Annotated in this window: 2 protein-coding genes; both read left to right on the top strand. The window is 75.4% G+C overall.

Features of this window, described 5'->3' with window-relative positions; genetic code table 11:
- The first annotated feature begins 8 nt into the window (after positions 1–8).
- Positions 9–11,183: a type I polyketide synthase gene (locus HFV08_RS22060; RefSeq protein ID WP_168541679.1), complete on the top strand. Its 11,175-nt coding sequence runs from the start codon at positions 9–11 to the stop codon at positions 11,181–11,183.
- Between the two features lie 69 nt (positions 11,184–11,252).
- Complete coding sequence (locus HFV08_RS22055) at positions 11,253–18,146, top strand: type I polyketide synthase (protein ID WP_446696845.1); 6,894 nt, start codon at positions 11,253–11,255, stop codon at positions 18,144–18,146.
- Positions 18,147–18,206: the final 60 nt, after the last annotated feature.

Genomic DNA, 18,206 nt, shown 5'->3' with positions numbered 1-18,206 from the left:
TGACTGAGTTGAGCAACACCAATGAAGACAAGCTCCGCGAATATCTGAAGCGGGCCACCACCGACCTGCGCAACGCGCGCAGGCGGGTACGGGAGCTGGAAGAGCCGGAGCCGGTCGCCGTGGTGCGCATGGCCTGCCGCTTCCCCGGCGAGGTCGCGAGCCCGGAAGAGCTGTGGGACCTGGTCGCCGAGGGCCGGGAGGGCATCTCCGGCTTCCCCGAGGACCGCGGCTGGGACCTGGAGGCGCTGTACGACCCGGACCCGGACCGGGCCGGGACCTCGTACACCCAGCGGGGCGGATTCCTGCAGGAGGTCCCGCAGTTCGACGCCCAGCTGTTCGGGATCTCGCCGCGTGAGGCGCTGGCCATGGACCCGCAGCAGCGGCTGCTCCTGGAGACCGCCTGGGAGGTCCTGGAGCGGGCCGGTATCGACCCGCACTCGCTGAAGGGCAGCAGCACCGGCGTCTTCGTCGGCGCCTCCTCCTCCAGCTACGGCGGCGACCTGGAGGAGGTGCCGGAGGGCGTCGAGGGCTACCTCGGCACCGGCAGCGCGGCGGCCGTGGTCTCCGGCCGCCTCGCCTACACCTTCGGACTCGAAGGCCCGGCGGTCACCGTCGACACCGCCTGCTCCTCCTCGCTCGTGGCCCTGCACCTCGCGGTGCAGGCGCTGCGGCAGAACGAGTGCGGGCTCGCCCTGGCCGCAGGCGTCACCGTGATGTCCACGCCGGGGCTCTTCGTCGAGTTCAGCCGCCAGCGCGGGCTCGCCTCCGACGGCCGCTGCAAGGCCTTCGGGGACACCGCGGACGGCACCGGCTTCGCGGAGGGCGTCGGCGTGCTCCTCCTGGAGCGGCTCTCCGACGCCCGCCGCAACGGGCACGAGGTCCTGGCCGTGATCCGCGGCTCCGCCGTCAACCAGGACGGCGCGAGCAACGGCCTCACCGCGCCCAACGGCCCCTCCCAGCGCCGCGTCATCAAGCAGGCGCTTGCCAACGCCCGCCTGGAGGCCGCCGAGATCGACGCGGTCGAGGCGCACGGCACCGGCACCACCCTCGGCGACCCCATCGAGGCCCAGGCCCTCATCGCCACCTACGGCAAGGGCCGCGCGCCCGAACGCCCGCTCTGGCTCGGCTCGGTGAAGTCGAACATCGGCCACACCCAGGCCGCCGCGGGCATGGCCGGGGTGATGAAGATGATCATGGCCATGCGTCACGGCGTCCTGCCCAGGACCCTGCACGCCGACAGCCCCAGCACCAAGATCGACTGGTCCGCGGGCACCGTCCGGCTGCTCCAGCAGGACACCCCCTGGGAGCGGCGCGAGGACGCCCCCCGCCGCGCGGGCGTCTCCGCCTTCGGCGTCGGCGGCACCAACGCCCACGTCATCCTCGAACAGGACACCCCCGCCGAGCCCGCCCCCGAGGCCCCGGCCGCCGAGCCCGCCCCGCGCGTCCTGGACACCCGGCTGCTTCCCTGGCTGGTCTCCGGCAAGAACCCCGGCGCCCTGCGCGCCCAGGCCGACCGGCTGCACGGCTTCGCCACCTCCTCCGAGGCCGCGCCCGCCGACATCGCGCTCTCGCTGGCCACCACCCGCGCCGCCCTGGAGCAGCGCGGCGCCGTGGTCGCCGCCGACCGCGCCACCCTCACCTCCGGCCTGACCGCCCTCGCCGACGGCACCTCCAGCCCGGCCGTGGTCCAGGGCACCACCCTGCCCGGCGCCGGAGTCGTCTTCGTCTTCCCCGGCCAGGGTTCGCAGTGGCCGGGTATGGCGGTCGAACTCCTGGACTCCTCCCCGGTGTTCGCGGCCCGGCTGCAGGAGTGTGCCGAAGCGCTGGCCCCATATGTCGACTGGTCGCTGCTCGACGTCCTGCGGCAGGCGGACGGTGCTCCGGGCTTCGACCGGGTGGACGTCGTGCAGCCCGCGCTGTGGGCGGTCATGGTCTCGCTCGCCGAACTCTGGCGTGCCTCGGGGGTGCGCCCCGCCGCGGTCATCGGGCACTCGCAGGGCGAGATCGCCGCGGCGGCCGTCTCGGGTGCGCTGTCGCTCGACGATGCCGCGAAGGTCTCGGCGCTGCGGGCCAAGGCGCTGCTGGCGCTCGCGGGCAAGGGCGGCATGGTCTCGGTCGCGGCCCCCGCCGCCGAGGTCACCACCCGCATCGCGGCCTGGGGCGAACGCCTCGCCGTCGCCTCCGTCAACGGCCCGCAGTCCACTGTGGTCTCCGGTGAACCGGGTGCCCTGGACGAGCTTCTTGCCGCCTGCGAGCAGGACGGGGTGCGCGCCCGCCGCATCAACGTCGACTACGCCTCGCACGGCCCCCAGGTCGAGACCATCCGCGAGCAGGTCCTCACCGCCCTCGACGGGATCCGGCCGGTCCGTACCGGCGTGCCCTTCCTCTCCACCGTCACCGGCGAGTTCGTCACCGGCACCGAGCTAGACGCCGCGTACTGGTACACCAACCTGCGCAACACCGTCCGCTTCGAGGACGCCGTACGCACCCTGCTCGCCGAGGGCCACGGGCTCTTCATCGAGGCGAGCGCCCACCCGGTGCTGACCGTGGGCGTCCAGGAGACCCTCGACGACGCCGGGCAGCCCGCCGCGACCCTCGGCAGCCTGCGCCGCGAGGAGGGCGGCCCCGGGCGCTTCCTCACCTCGCTCGCCGAGGCCTGGACCCGCGGCGCCCCGGTCGACTGGCCCCGCCTCCTCGGCGGCCCCGGCGCCCGTACCGTCGAACTCCCCACCTACGCCTTCCAGCAGGAGCGTTACTGGCTGGAGTCCGACCCCGCCGCCGAGAGCGCGGGCGGGCTGCCCGCCGACGAGATCGAGGCCCGCTTCTGGGACGCCGTCGAGCGCGAGGACCTGGAGGAACTCGCCGGGACCCTGGACGTCGACGAGGACGGCGACCACGGCCTGAGCAGGCTGCTTCCCGCCCTCGCCTCCTGGCGCCGGCGCCGCCGCGAGGGCGCCGAGATCGACCGCTGGCGCTACCGCGTCGAGTTCACCCGGCTCGGCGACCCGGGCCAGGCCCGGCTCGACGGCACCTGGCTGCTCGTCGTCCCCGAGGGCGCGGACACCCTCGCCGCCTCCTGCGCCGGGGCCCTGGAGCGGCACGGTGCCGACACCCTGACGCTGCCCGCGGAGGCCGCCGACCGCACCGCCCTCGCCGAGACCCTGGGCGCCCTGGCCGGCACCCCCCTGGCGGGCGTGCTCTCCCTCACCGGCCTCGCCGCCGAGGACCCGGCCCTGCTCACCCTCACCCTGGCCCAGGCCCTCGCCGACGCGGGACTCACCGCCCCCCTGTGGTGCGCCACCCGGGGCGCCGTCTCCGCCGTCCGCGGCGACGCGCCCGCCACCCCCGCCCAGGCCCAGGTCTGGGGCCTCGGCCGGGTCCTCGCCCTGGAGGCGCCCCGCACCTGGGGCGGCCTGATCGACCTGCCCGCCGCACCCGACGAGCGGGCCCTCACCCGCTTCGTCCAGGCCCTCGCCGCGAGCGGCGAGGAGGACCAGATCGCGGTACGCGACACCGGGCTCTACGGACGCAGGCTGGTCCGCGCCCGGCTCGCCGACCGCGAGAGCGGCCACGAGTGGCGGCCGCGCGGCACCGTCCTGATCACCGGCGGCACCGGGGGAGTGGGCGCCCACGCCGCCCGCAGGCTCGCCTCGCTCGGCGCCCCCCACCTGCTGCTCACCAGCCGCCGCGGCCCCCAGGCGCCCGGCGCCGCCGAACTCATCCGCGAACTCGGCGAGTTGGGCGCCCGCGCCACGGTCGTCGCCTGCGACGCCGCCGACCGCGAGGCGCTGGCCGCCGCGCTCGCCTCGGTGCCCGAGGACGCCCCGCTGACCGCCGTCCTGCACGCCGCGGGCGTCCCCCAGTCCACCCCCTTCGACGCGCTCACCCCCGAGGAGTTCGCCGAGATCACCGCGGGCAAGGTGCGCGGCGCCGAGCACCTCGACGCCCTCCTCGGCGACACCCCGCTCGACGCCTTCGTGCTCTTCTCCTCCAACTCCGGGGTCTGGGGCGCCGCGGGCCACACCGCCTACGCCGCCGCCAACGCCCACCTCGACGCCCTCGCCGAGCAGCGCCGCGCCCGCGGACTGCGGGCCACCTCGCTGGCCTGGGGCGCCTGGGGCGGCGGCGGGATCATGGACACCGAGGGCGCCCGTGCCTACATGGCCAAGCGCGGCGTCCTGGAGATGGAGCCCGCGACCGCGCTGACCGCCCTGCTGCGCGCCGTCGACCACGAGGAGACCTTCCTCGCCGTCGCCGACGTCGACTGGGCCCGCTTCGCCCCGGGCTTCACCTCCGGCCGCCCGAGCCCCCTGCTCGACGGCGTCCCCGAGGCCCGCGAGGCACTGCGCGCCGCACAGCCCGGCGAGGGCCAGGAGGGCACCTACGCCTCCGAGTTCGCCGAGCGCCTGGCCGGTGCCACCGAGGCCGAACGCGAGGAGATCACCCTGGAGCTGGTGCGCACCGAGGCCGCCGCGGTCCTCGGGCATACCACCCTGGACGCCGTCGCCCCCGACCGCGCCTTCAAGGACTTCGGCTTCGACTCGCTGACCGCCGTCGACCTGCGCAACCGCCTGACCACGGCCACCGGCCTCACCCTCCCGGCCACCCTGGTCTTCGACCACCCGACGCCGACCGCGCTGGCCCGCTTCGTCCGCGCGGAGGTCCTCGGCACCCCCGACCGGTCCGCCGAGCGGGCCGGGACCTCCGCCACCGCCACCGACGAACCCCTCGCCATCGTCGCCATGAGCTGCCGCTACCCGGGCGGGGTGCTCTCGCCCGAGGACCTGTGGCAGCTGGTCGCCGAGGGCCGCGACGCCATCTCCGGCTTCCCCACCGACCGCGGCTGGGACCTGGGCTCGCTCTACGACCCGGACCCGGACGCACTCGGCACCAGCTATGTGCGCGAGGGCGGATTCGTCGACAGCGCCACCCGCTTCGACCCCGGCTTCTTCGGGATCTCGCCGCGCGAGGCGCTCACCATGGACCCGCAGCAGCGGCTCCTCCTGGAGACCTCCTGGGAGACCTTCGAGCGCGCCGGGATCGACCCGGAGACCCTCAAGGGCAGCAGTACCGGCGTGTTCATCGGCGCCGGATACCCGGGCTACGGCGAGGGCATGGAGATGCCCGAGGGCTCCGAGGGGCACATGCTCTTCGGCGCCTCCGCCGCCGTCGTCTCCGGCCGTGTCGCCTACACCTTCGGCCTCGAAGGCCCCGCGGTCACCGTCGACACCATGTGCTCCTCCTCCCTGGTCGCGCTGCACCTCGCCGCGCAGGCGCTGCGCAGCGGGGAGTGCTCGATGGCCCTCGCGGGCGGCGCGATGGTGATGTGCTCGCCCGGCGTCTTCATCGGCTTCAGCCAGCAGCGCGGACTCTCCCCGGACGGACGCTGCAAGTCCTTCGCCGAGGAGGCGGACGGCACCGGCTGGTCCGAGGGCGTCGGCGTGCTGCTCCTGGAACGCCTCTCGGACGCCGAGCGCAACGGCCACCAGGTACTCGCCGTGATCCGCGGCTCCGCCACCAACCAGGACGGCGCGAGCAACGGCCTCACCGCCCCCAACGGCCCCGCCCAGCAGCGCGTCATCCGCCAGGCCCTCGCCAACGCGGGCCTCACCGGCGACCAGGTCGACGTGGTCGAGGCGCACGGCACCGGCACCACCCTCGGCGACCCCATCGAGGCGCAGGCGCTCCTCGCCACCTACGGGCAGGACCACAGCGCGGACACCCCGCTGCTGCTCGGCTCGGTCAAGTCCAACATGGGCCACGCGCAAGCCGCTTCGGGCGTCGCGGGCGTCATCAAGATGGTCATGGCGATGCGGCACGGCACCGTCCCGCGCACCCTGCACATCGACAACCCCAGCACCGAGGTCGACTGGAACTCCGGGGCGGTGGAACTCCTCGCCGAGTCCCGCGACTGGCCCGAGACCGGCCGCCCCCGCCGCGCCGCCGTCTCCTCCTTCGGCGGCAGCGGCACCAACGCCCACCTCGTCCTGGAGCAGGCCCCCGCCCCGGCCGCCGCCGAGCCCCGGCCCGCGGCCGAGGCGCCCCGGCTGCCGCTGCCCTGGCTGCTCTCCGGCCGCGGCACCCCGGGACTGCGCGCCCAGGCCGCCCGTCTGCGCGACTTCTTCGCCGCCGACGGAAACCTGGACGCCACCGACCTCGCGTACTCGCTCACCACCACCCGCGCGGCCCTGGAGACCCGCGGCGCGGTGCTCGCCGAGGACCGCGAGGGCCTGCTCACCGCGCTGACCGCGCTCGCCGAGGGCAGCCCCGCACCGGGCGTCGTCTCCGGCACCGCGAAGCCCGCGAAGACCGCCTTCCTCTTCTCCGGGCAGGGCAGCCAGCGCCCCGGCGCGGGACGCCAACTGCACACCGCCTTCCCGGTGTTCGCCGAGGCCCTCGACGAACTCTGCGCGGAGTTCGACCGCCACCTCGACCGTCCGCTGCGCACCCTCCTCTTCGCCGAGGAGGGCACCGAGGACGCCGCGCTCCTGGACGCCACCCGCTACACCCAGCCCGCGCTCTTCGCCCTCGAAGTGGCCCTCTTCCGCCAGCTGACCGCCCTCGGCGTACGGCCCGGAGTCCTGGTCGGCCACTCCATCGGCGAGATCGCGGCCGCCCATGTCGCCGGGGTGCTCTCCCCGGCCGACGCCTGCGCCCTGGTCGCCGCCCGCGCCCGCCTGATGCAGGAACTCCCGGCGGGCGGCGTGATGATCTCGCTGCGCGCCACGGAGGAGGAGGTCCTGCCGCTGCTCGCCGAGGTGGCCGACCGCGTCTCGGTCGCCGCCGTCAACGGGCCCGCCTCCGTGGTGATCTCCGGCGAGGCCGAGGCCGCCCGCGAGGTCGCCGCCCAGCTCGCCGAGCAGGGCCGCAAGACTCGCGAACTGACCGTCTCGCACGCCTTCCACTCGCCGCTCATGGAGCCGATGCTCGCCGAATTCCGGCGCGTGGCCGAGCAGTTGACCTACCGGACGCCCAGCCTGCCGGTGGTCTCCAACCTCACCGGCGAGCAGCTCACCGAGTTCGGCGCCGACTACTGGGTCCGGCACGTACGCGAGGCGGTCCGCTTCGCCGACGGCGTCCGCAGCGTCTTCGGGCTCGGCGCCAACACCCTGATCGAGCTGGGCCCCGGCGGCGTGCTCACCGCCATGGCTCAGGAGTGCGTCGAGGACGGCGGCCCCGCCCCGCTGCTCGTGCCCGCCCTGCGCAAGGACCGCCCCGAGCCCCAGGCCTTCCTCGGCGCCCTCGCCCAGGCCTGGGCGCACGGCGTCGACGTCGACTGGAGCGGACTGTACGAGGGCCGCGCCGCCCGCCGCGTCGACCTGCCCACCTACGCCTTCCAGCACGAGCGCTTCTGGCCCGAGCCGCGCACCGCGGGCGCCGCCGACGCGAGCGGCCTCGGACTCGCCGACGCCGGGCACCCCCTGCTCGGCGCCGCCACCGAACTCGCCGACGGCGCGGGCCTGTTGTTCACCGGCAGGCTCTCGCCGGAGACCCAGCCCTGGCTCGCCGACCACGCGGTCGCCGGCACCGTCATCCTGCCCGGCACCGCCTTCGTCGAACTCGCCGTACGGGCCGGTGACGAGGCGGGGACCGGCCGCCTGGAGGAACTCACCCTGGAGGCCCCGCTGCCGCTGCCCGAGCGCGGCGGCGTCCAGATCCAGGTGCGCGTCGGCGAGGCCGACAGCGCGGGCCGCCGCCCGGTGGCCGTCCACTCCCGGCCGGAGAACGCCGCCGGACGCCCCTGGACCCGGCACGCCAGCGGTGAACTCGCCCCCGCGGCAGGGGAGTCGGCCCCCGGGCTCGGCGCCTGGCCGCCGCCCGGCGCCGAGGCCCTGGACGTCGGCGACTTCTACGCCGGTGCCGCCGAGGTCGGCTACGGCTTCGGCCCCTCCTTCCAGGGCCTGACCGCGGCCTGGAAGCACCCGGAGAGCGGCGAGGTCTTCGCCGAGGTCGTGCTGCCCGAACCGCAGCAGGCCCAGGCGGGCAAGTACGGTCTGCACCCCGCCCTGCTCGACGCCGCCCTGCACGGCATGCGCCTCGGCGACTTCGTCGAGCAGACCGGTGAGGCACGGTTGCCCTTCCTCTTCAACGGGGTCCACCTGCATGCCGCGGGCGCCTCGGCGCTGCGGGTGCGCATCGCCAAGGCCGGTACGGACACCATCGCGGTGACCGCCACCGACACCGCGGGCCACCCCGTCGCCACCCTCGACTCGCTGGTCCTGCGCCCGGTCGCCACCGCCTCGCTCCAGCAGTCCGCAGGCGAGGCCGAGGGCCTGTTCCGCCTCGACTGGGTCCCCGCACCGGCCCCCACCACGGCCGCCGCGGGCACCTGGGCGGTACTCGGCGCCGACACCGCCGGCCTCGCGGACACCCTGCGCACCGCGGGCGCGGCCGCCTCGTACCCCGATGTGGCCGCCATGAAGGCCGCGCTCACCGCGGGCGACCCGCTGCCGGACACCGTGCTCCTCCCGCTCGGCCCGGCGGCCGCAGCGCACGAGACCGGCCCGGACGCCGTACGGGAGTCCACCGCCCGGCTCCTCGGCCACCTCAAGGACTGGTTCGCCGACAGCTCCCTGGAGGACGTCCGGCTCGCGGTCCTCACCCGCGGCGCCGTCGCCACCCGCACCGGCGAGGACGTCACCGACCTCGCGCACGCCCCCGCCTGGGGCCTGGTCCGCTCCGCGCAGACCGAGAACCCCGGCCGCCTGGTCCTGCTCGACCTCGACCCGGAGGCCGAGGCCCCCGCCGCCGCACTGCCCGGCGCCCTCGCCGCGACCGCCGAGGCGGACGAGCCCGGGGCCGCGCTGCGCGGCGAGACCCTGCTCGTCCCGCGCCTGGTGACCACCGCCGGATCGGGCTCCCTGGCGCTGCCCGAGGAGGCCGCCTGGACCCTGGACACCCGGGCCCGCGGCACCCTGGACAACCTCGGCCTGCTGCCCCGCCCCGAGGCGGAGGCCCCGCTCGCCGAGAACACCGTACGGATCGCCGTGCACGCCGCCGGGCTCAACTTCCGCGATGTGATGATCGCCCTCGGCATGTACCCGGGGGAGGCCTTCCTCGGCAGCGAGGCCGCGGGCGTGGTCACCGAGACCGGCCCCGGCGTCACCTCGCTCGCCGTCGGCGACCGCGTCATGGGCATGATCCCGCACGCCTTCGGGCCGCTCGCCGTCGCCGACCACCGCATGGTCGCCCGGATCCCGGCGGGCTGGACCTTCGAGCGCGCCGCCTCGGTACCGGCCGCCTTCCTCACCGCCGCCTACGCGCTGCGCGACCTCGCGGACCTCAAGCGGGGCGAGAAGGTGCTCATCCACGCCGCCGCGGGCGGAGTCGGCACGGCCGCCGTGCAACTGGCCCGGCACCTCGGCGCCGAGGTCTTCGCCACCGCCAGCAAGGGCAAGTGGGACGCGCTGCGCGCCGCCGGACTCGACGAGGCGCACATCGCCTCCTCCCGCGACGCCGACTTCGAGGAGTACTTCTACGCCTCCTCCGACGGCAAGGGCATGGACGTCGTCCTCGACTCGCTCAGCGGCGAACTCGTCGACGCCTCGCTGCGCCTGCTGGCCGAGGGCGGCCGCTTCGTCGAGATGGGCAAGACCGACATCCGCGACCCGGAGCAGATCGCCCGCGACCACGGCGGCGCCCGCTACCGGGCCTTCGACCTCGCCGAGGCCGGACCCGAGCGCACCGGCGAGATGCTCGCCGAACTCGTCGCGCTCTTCGACTCCGGCGACCTCACCCCGCTGCCGGTCCGCAGCTGGGACATCCGGCGCGCCCCCGAGGCCTTCCGCCTGATGAGCCGCGCCCAGCACATCGGCAAGATCGTGCTCACCGTCCCGCAGCGCTGGGACCCCGAGGGCACCGTCCTGATCACCGGCGGCACCGGCACCCTCGGCGCCCTGCTCGCCCGCCACCTGGTCACCGCACACGGCGTACGCCACCTGGTGCTCGCCGGGCGGCGCGGACCCGAGGCCCCCGGCGCGGCCGAACTGGTCGCCGAGATCGCCGAGTCGGGCGCCACGGCCCAGGTCGTCGCCTGCGACGCGGCGGACCGGGAGCGGCTGGCCGCGGTGCTGGCCGGCATCCCCGCCGAGCGCCCGCTGCGCGCCGTCGTGCACACCGCGGGCATCGTCGACGACGGCGTCCTCGGCTCCCTGGACGCCGAACGCCTCGCCGCCGTACTGCGGCCCAAGGCGGACGCCGCCCTCAACCTGCACGAGCTGACCCGCGACCTGGAGCTGACCGACTTCGTCCTCTACTCCTCCGCCGCGGGCGTCTCCGGCAACTCCGGCCAGGCCAACTACGCCGCCGCCAACGCCTTCCTGGACGCCCTGGCCCACCACCGCCGCGCCCAGGGGCTGCCCGCCCGCTCGCTGGCCTGGGGCATGTGGGAACCGGCGGGCGGTATGACCGCCGACCTCGCCGAGACCGACGTGGCGCGGATGACCCGTGGCGGCGTCACCCCGCTCACCCCGGAGACCGGCCTCGCCCTCTTCGACGCCGCCGCCCGGCTCGACGAGGCCCTGTACGTGCCCGTACGGCTCGACCCGGCCTCGCTCGGCGGCCAGAGCGGCGGCGCGGTACCCGCGCTCTACCGGGCCCTGGTCCGCACCCCGGTGCGGCGCAGCGCCCAGGCCGCCGCCGCGGCCTCCGAGCCCGAGGAACTGCTCGGCCGCCTCGCCGGGCGCACCGCCGCCCAGGCCGCCGAGATCCTCCTCGACCTGGTCCGCACCCACGTCTGCGCGGTGCTCGGCATCACCGACCCCCGTACCGTGGAGGCCGACCGCGCCTTCAAGGACATCGGCTTCGACTCGCTGACCGCGGTCGAACTGCGCAACCGCCTGAACAGCGCCACCGGGCTCCGGCTGCCGGCCACCCTGATCTTCGACTTCCCCTCCCCGGGCGAACTCGTCGACCACCTGCGCACCGAACTGGCCCCCGAGGCCGCCGGCGCCCAGGACACGGGCACCGGCTCCGAGGAGGCCGACGAGCAGCAGATCCGGCGCGTCCTGTCGAGCGTCCCGGTGCGGCGGCTGCGGGAGGCCGGACTCCTCGACGCGCTCCTCAAGCTGGGCGCCGCCCCGGACGGCGAGAGCGCCGCGCAGCAACCGCAGCAGGCCGCGGCGATCGCCGAGATGGACGTCGACGCCCTCGTCTCGCTGGCCCTCGACAACAGCAACTCCTGACGCGCCCGTGGAGCGGAGAACCAAGCCATGAGTACCCCAAGTACCTCTTCGGACAAGCTCGTCGAAGCGCTGCGGGCATCCCTGACCGAGACCGCGAACCTGCGCGAGCAGAACCGCCGTCTCGCCGACGCGCCGCATGAGCCCATCGCGGTCGTCGCCATGAGCTGCCGCTACCCCGGCGGCCTCGAATCCCCGGAAGAACTCTGGGAGTTCGTCCTCGGCGGCGGCGACGCCGTCACCGAGTTCCCGGTCAACCGGGGCTGGGACCTCGACGAGCTGCACGGCCCCGAGGCGGGCGGCAGCGTCGCCACCGAGGCCTGCTTCGTGCACAACGCCGACGAGTTCGACCCCGCCTTCTTCGGGATCTCCCCGCGCGAGGCCCTCGCCATGGACCCGCAGCAGCGGCTGCTGCTCGAATCGGCCTGGGAGACCTTCGAACGGGCCGGCATCGACCCGGGCACCCTCAAGGGCAGCCCGACCGGCGTCTTCGTCGGCGCCACCCAGCCCGCCTACGGCCAGAACCTCACCGACGTCCCCGAGGGCGTCGCCGGGCACCTGGTCACCGGCGGCGTCGCCAGCGTCATCGCCGGACGCCTCTCCTACACCTTCGGCCTCGAAGGCCCGGCGGTCACCCTCGACACCGCCTGCTCCTCCTCCCTGGTCGCCCTCCACCAGGCGGTGCAGGCGCTGCGCCAGGGCGAGTGCTCCATGGCGCTCACCGGCGGCGTCACCGTGATGGCGACCCCCGGCCTCTTCGTCGGCTTCAGCGAGCAGCAGGTCATGGCCTTCAACGGCCGCTGCAAGGCCTTCGCCGCCGGAGCCGACGGCACCGGCTGGTCCGAGGGCGTCGGCCTGCTCCTCCTGGAGCGCCTCTCCGAGGCCCGGCGCAGGAACCACCCCGTGCTCGCCGTCATCCGCGGCACCGCCGTCAACCAGGACGGCGCCAGCAACGGCCTCACCGCCCCCAGCGGCCGCGCCCAGCAGCGCGTGATCCGCCAGGCGCTCGCCAACGCCCGGCTCAGCCCCCAGGACGTGGACGCCGTCGAGGCGCACGGCACCGGCACCCGCCTCGGCGACCCGATCGAGGCGCACGCCCTGATGGCCACGTACGGCAAGGAGCGCGGCGAGAACCCGCCGCTGCTGCTCGGCTCCATCAAGTCCAACATCGGCCACGCGCAGGCCGCCGCGGGCGTCGGCGGTGTCATCAAGACCGTGCTGGCCCTCCAGCACGCCAAGCTGCCCAAGTCCCTGCACATCGAGGAGAAGTCCCCGCACATCGACTGGTCCGCCGGGGCCGTCGAACTCCTCCTCGAACCCCGGGACTGGCCCCGCAGCGACCGGCCCCGCCGCGCCGCCGTCTCCTCCTTCGGACTCAGCGGCACCAACGCCCACGCCATCCTCGAACAGGCCCCCGAGGCCCCCGACCCGGCCGCCGAGGACACCGACGAGCCGCGGCCCGCCCTCTTCTCCGGCGACCCGCTGGTGCCCTGGATCGTCTCGGCCAAGAGCGCCGGTGGGCTGGAGGCCCAGCGCGCCCGCCTCGGCCGCTACGTGAGCGGCCGCGACGCGCTCGGCGCGACCGACCTCGGCTACTCCCTCGCCGCCACCCGCGCCGCCTTCGAACACCGCGCGGTCGTCCTCGGCACCACAACCGAGCACCTGCGTACGGGACTTGAGGCACCGGACGTGGCGGGCGTCTCCTCCGTCTCCGGCAAGACGGTGTTCGTCTTCCCGGGGCAGGGTTCGCAGTGGGCGGGGATGGCGGTCGAACTCCTCGATTCCTCGCCGGTGTTCGCGGCCCGGTTTGCCGAAGTGGCGGGCGCTGTCGAGGCGTTCGTGGACTGGTCGGTGGAGTCGGTGGTCCGGGGTGCGGACGAGGCCCCGTCGCTCGACCGGATCGAGATCCTTCAGCCGGTGCTGTTCACCGTGATGGTGTCGCTGGCCGCCGTCTGGCAGTCGGTCGGGGTCACCCCGGACGCGGTGGTCGGCCACTCCCAGGGCGAGATCGCCGCTGCTGCCGTCTCCGGCGCTCTGTCGCTTGAAGATGCGGCCCAAGTGGTCGTGCTGCGTTCGCAGTTGTTCGCGGACGAGCTGGTGGGCAAGGGCGCGGTGGCCTCTGTGTCTCTTCCCGCCGCCGAGGTCGAGTCGCGTATCGCGCGGTTCAACGGTGAGGGTGAGGCGCTCTCGATCGCGGGGAACAACGGTCCGCGTTCGGTGACGGTCGCGGGTCAAGTCGCCGCTCTGGAAGAGCTGGTGGCGGAGTTGGAGGCGGAGGGTGTCCGGGCGAAGGTGATCGGTTCGACGGTCGCCTCGCACTGTGCGCAGGTGGACCCGCTGCGCGAGCGGATCCTGGAGCTGCTGTCGTTCGTCGAGCCGCGCGAGGGCTCCGTCCCGCTCTACTCGACGGTCAACGGCGAGGTGCTGTCCGGTGCCGAGTTGGATGCTTCGTACTGGTTCGAGAACTGCCGTCGCCCGGTGAGCTTCGAGCCGGTCGTACGTGCCCTGATCGCCGACGGTTTCGATGTGTTCGTGGAGTCGAGTGCGCATCCGGTGCTGACGTACGGCATCAGTGAGACCTCTGACGATGTGGGTGTGGAGGTCCTCGCGCAGGGGACGCTGCGGCGTCAAGAGGGCGGCGCACGCCGGGTGTTGACCTCCTTCGCGGAGGCCTGGACCCGTGGTGTGGCCCTCGACTGGACCGCGGTCTTCGCGGGGCGTGGGGCCAAGGCGGTGGACCTGCCGACGTACGCCTTCCAGCGGCAGAGCTACTGGCTGGAGTCCGGGAGCCCGGCGGCGGCGGAGGCCCCGGCCGCCAGCGCCGCCGACGAGGTGGAGGAGGCCTTCTGGGCGGCCGTCGAGAGCGAGGATCTCGCCGCGCTCACCGGGACCGTGCCGAGCCTGGCCACCGAGGAAGCCCGTACCGCCCTGGGCGAACTGCTGCCCGCCCTCGCCTCCTGGCGCCGCGGGCACCGGGAGCGCTCCACCCTGGACTCCTGGCGCTACGGCATCACCTGGAAGCCGCTCACCGCGCCCGCCGCCCGCCTTGAGGGCAGTTGGCTCCTGGTCACCGGGCAGGAGGAGAGCGACGGCCGGGCCGCGCTGCTCGCCGCGGGCCTCGCCGCGCACGGTGCCGAGACCGTGGTCCTGGAGACCGATCCGCTCGCCCTCGGCCGCACCGCGCTCTCCGGGCAGCTCGCCGAGGCCGTCGCCACCCTGCCCGAACTGCGCGGCATCCTCTCGCTGGTGGGCACCGGGGCCGCGAACGGCGCCGCCTCGACTCTCCTTCTGGTGCAGGCACTCGCCGACGCCTCGGTGGACCTCCCGCTGTGGTGCGCCACCCGCGGTGCCGTCTCCGTCGGTCAGGGCGACGCCCCGGCGGAGCCCGATCAGGCCGCGCTCTGGGGCCTCGGCCGGGCCGTCGCCCTCGAACAGCCCGCCGTCTGGGGCGGGTTGATCGACCTGCCGGAGACCCTCGACGAGCGCGCGCTCGGCCGGGTCGCCCGGGTGCTCGCCGGAATCGAGCAGGAGGACCAGGTCGCGATCCGCGCCACCGGCACCTTCGGCCGCCGCCTCGCCCGCCGCCCGCTGCACGACGCCGTGCCCGAGCGGGTCTGGCAGCCGCGCGGCACGGTGCTCGTCACCGGCGGCACCGGGGGAGTGGGCGCCCACCTGGCCCGCTGGCTCGCGGACAACGGCGTCGCCCACCTCGTCCTCACCGGCCGCCGCGGGGCCGACGCCCCCGGCGCCACCGAACTCGCTGCCGAAATACGGGAGTCGGGCACCGAGGTCACCCTCGCCGCCTGCGACGCCGCGGACCGCGAAGCACTCGCCGCGGTGCTGGCCGCCGTCCCGGAGTCCGCGCCGCTGACCGCGGTGGTGCACGCGGCGGGGCTGCCGCAGTCCACCCTCGCCACGGACACCTCGTACGAGGACTTCGTGCAGCTCACCGCGGGCAAGGTGGAGGGCGCACGCCACCTCGACGCCCTGCTCGGGGACCGCGAGCTCGACGCCTTCGTGCTCTTCTCCTCCAGCTCCGGCGTCTGGGGCGCCGGTCGGCACACCGCCTACGGGGCGGCCAACGCCTGGCTCGACGCGCTCGCCGAGCAGCGCCGGGCCCGCGGGCTCACCGCGACCTCGGTGGCCTGGGGCGGCTGGAGCGGCGGCATGATGGCGCTGGAGGGCGCGGGCGAGTACATGCGCCGGCGCGGAGTCGGCGAGATGGCGCCCGAGCGGGCGCTGGCCGCGCTGCGGCAGGCCGTCGAGCACGACGAGACCTTCGTCGCGGTCGCCGACGTCGACTGGGAGAAGTTCGCGCCCGGCTTCACCTCGGAGCGGCCGAGCGCCCTGCTCACCGGGCTGCCCGAGGTCCGCAGGGCCCTCGCCCCGGCCGCGGTCGCCGCCCCCGAGCAGGCCGAGGAGTCCGCATCCGACCTGGTACGCAGCCTGCGCGCGGGCACGCCCGCCGAACGCGAGGCACAGCTGCTCGGCCTGGTGCGCACCGAGGCCGCCTCGGTGCTCGGGCACGCGGGCGCCGAGGACGTCGAACCCGGCCGCGCCTTCCGCGAGATCGGCTTCGACTCGCTCACCGTCGTCGAACTGCGCAACCGGCTCAGCGCCGCCACCGGCCTGAAGCTGCCCACCACCCTCGTCTTCGACCACCCGAGCCCGCTGGCGCTCGCCCGCTTCCTCGGCGGCGAACTCCTCGGCACCGAGGAGGAGTCGGCGCCCGCGGGTGCCGCCCCGGTCGCCGCGGGCGCGCACCACGAGGACCCGGTCGTCATCGTCGGCATGAGCTGCCGGCTGCCCGGCGGCGTCACCAGCCCCGAGGAGCTGTGGCGCGCCGTCGCCGCGGGCGAGGACCTGGTCGGCGACCTGCCGGCGGACCGCGGCTGGAACACCGCCGCGGCGGCCCTCTCCGCGGACGGCGACCCGCAGGCCGTACGCCTTCTCGACCAGGCCGGACTGCTCAGCGGCATCCACGACTTCGACCCCGCCTTCTTCGGCATCTCGCCCGAGGAGGCCCTGGTCATGGACCCGCAGCAGCGGATCCTCCTGGAGATCGCCTGGGAGGCCTTCGAACGCGCGGGCGTCGACCCCGGGGAGCTGGCCGAGGAGAAGGTCGGCGTCTTCGCGGGGCTCGGCTACCAGGGCTTCATGCCCGGCGCGCGTATCCCCGCCGAGAGCGAACCGCACCTGGGCAGCGGCATCGGCCCCGCCTTCGCCTCCGGGCGGCTGGCCTACGCCCTCAACCTCAACGGCCCCGCCCTCACCGTGGACACCGGCTGCTCCTCCTCCGCGGTGGCCCTGCACCTGGCGGTGCAGTCGGTGCGCCGGGGCGAGAGCGCGATGGCCCTGGCGGGCGGCGTCACCGTACTGTCCAGCCCGGTGGCCTGGCACCACATGGGCGGCGCTGCCGCCGACGGCCGCTGCAAGCCCTTCTCGGAGGACGCGGACGGCACCGGCTGGGGCGAGGGCGCGGCGATGATCCTCGTCGAACGCCTCTCCCGGGCACAGGAGTTGGGCCACGAGGTGCTGGCCGTGGTGCGCGGTTCCGCGGTCGGCCACCACGGCGCGAGCAACGGCCTGTCCGCGCCCAACGGCGCTTCCCAGCAGCGACTGATCCGCGAGGCGCTGGCCGACGCCGGGCTCGGCGCGGCCGAGATCGACGCGGTCGAGGCGCACGGCACCGGCACCCCGCTCGGCGACGCGGTCGAGGCGGAGGCGCTGCTCGCCACGTACGGGCGGGAGCGGCCCGCGGACCGTCCGCTGAAGCTCGGCACCGTGAAGTCCAACATCGGCCATCCGCAGGCCGCTTCGGGCGTCACCGGGGTCATCAAGGCCGTCCTGTCGATGCGCCACCGGCTGCTGCCGGGCACCCTCAACATCAAGGAGCCCGCGAGCCGTGTGGACTGGTCGGCGGGCGCCGTCGAACTCGTCACCGAGGCCACCCCGTGGCCCGAGACCGGCGGACCGCGCCGGGCGGGCGTCTCCTCCCTCGGCGCCAGCGGCACCGAGGTGCACCTGATCATCGAGGAGGCACCCGCGGCCCCGGAGCACCCGGCGAGCACCGGGGCCCGCGCCGTGGCGCTGCCGCTCTCCGGCCACACCCCCGAGGCGCTGCGGGCCCAGGCCCGGCAGCTGGACGAGCAGGTGCGGAGCAACCCCGAGCGGGACCCCGCCGACTACGCGTACTCGATGGCGACCGGCCGCGCCCTGTTCCGGCACCGCGCGGTGGTCGTCGCCGCCGACCGCGCCGAACTCCTCGACGGACTCGGGGCCCTGGCCGCGGGCGAGGAGCGTCCCGGCCTGGTCGCGGCCCCGGCCGAAGTGCCGCGTACCGCGCTGCTGTTCACCGGCCGGGCGGCGGAGAGCGCCGAACTGCGGGCGGCCTTCCCGGTGTTCGCGGAGGCCTGGGAGGAGGTGCACGCCCACCTGGACGTGACCCTGCCCGCCCCGCTGCCCGAGGCGGCCGAGGCCTTCGCCGCGGAGGTCGCGCTGCACCGGCTCCTGGACGCCTGGGGCATCGCGCCCTCGGTGCTGCGCGGCCACGGCCGGGGCACCCTCGCCGCCGCGCACGCCGCCGGGGCCCTCGGGCTCGACGCTGCCGTGGCCCTGCTCGCCGCCCTCGCGGTGGGGGAGCAGTCCGTACCACGGGTGCTGCGGGCCGCGGAGATCGCCGAGCCCGCGCACCGGCTGCTGACCGCCGGGGGCGAGGCGCTCACCGCGGAGCGGCTCGGCGACCCGGAGTTCTGGGCGGCGGCCTGGGCCGAGCCCGACGCGGCGCCCGCGGACCCGGCCGCGTTCGAGGCGGGAGCCGCCGGCGCCCGCGAGGTCCTCGGCCTCGCGGGGGAGCGCTACGCGGGCGGTGCCCGTATCGACTGGACCGCGGTGTTCACCGGCTCGGGAGCGCGCCGGGTGGACCTGCCGACCTACCCGTTCCAGCGGGAGCCGCACCGGATCTGACAGCACGTCAGCCGGTGTCCCGGCACCCGTACGACGCGTGCGGTCCGCCCGGGCCGTACG

The organism is Streptomyces physcomitrii (genome assembly GCF_012273655.1).
GTDB classification, from domain to species: Bacteria; Actinomycetota; Actinomycetes; order Streptomycetales; family Streptomycetaceae; genus Streptomyces; species Streptomyces physcomitrii.
This window is presented reverse-complemented; position numbering and strand designations above follow the sequence as displayed.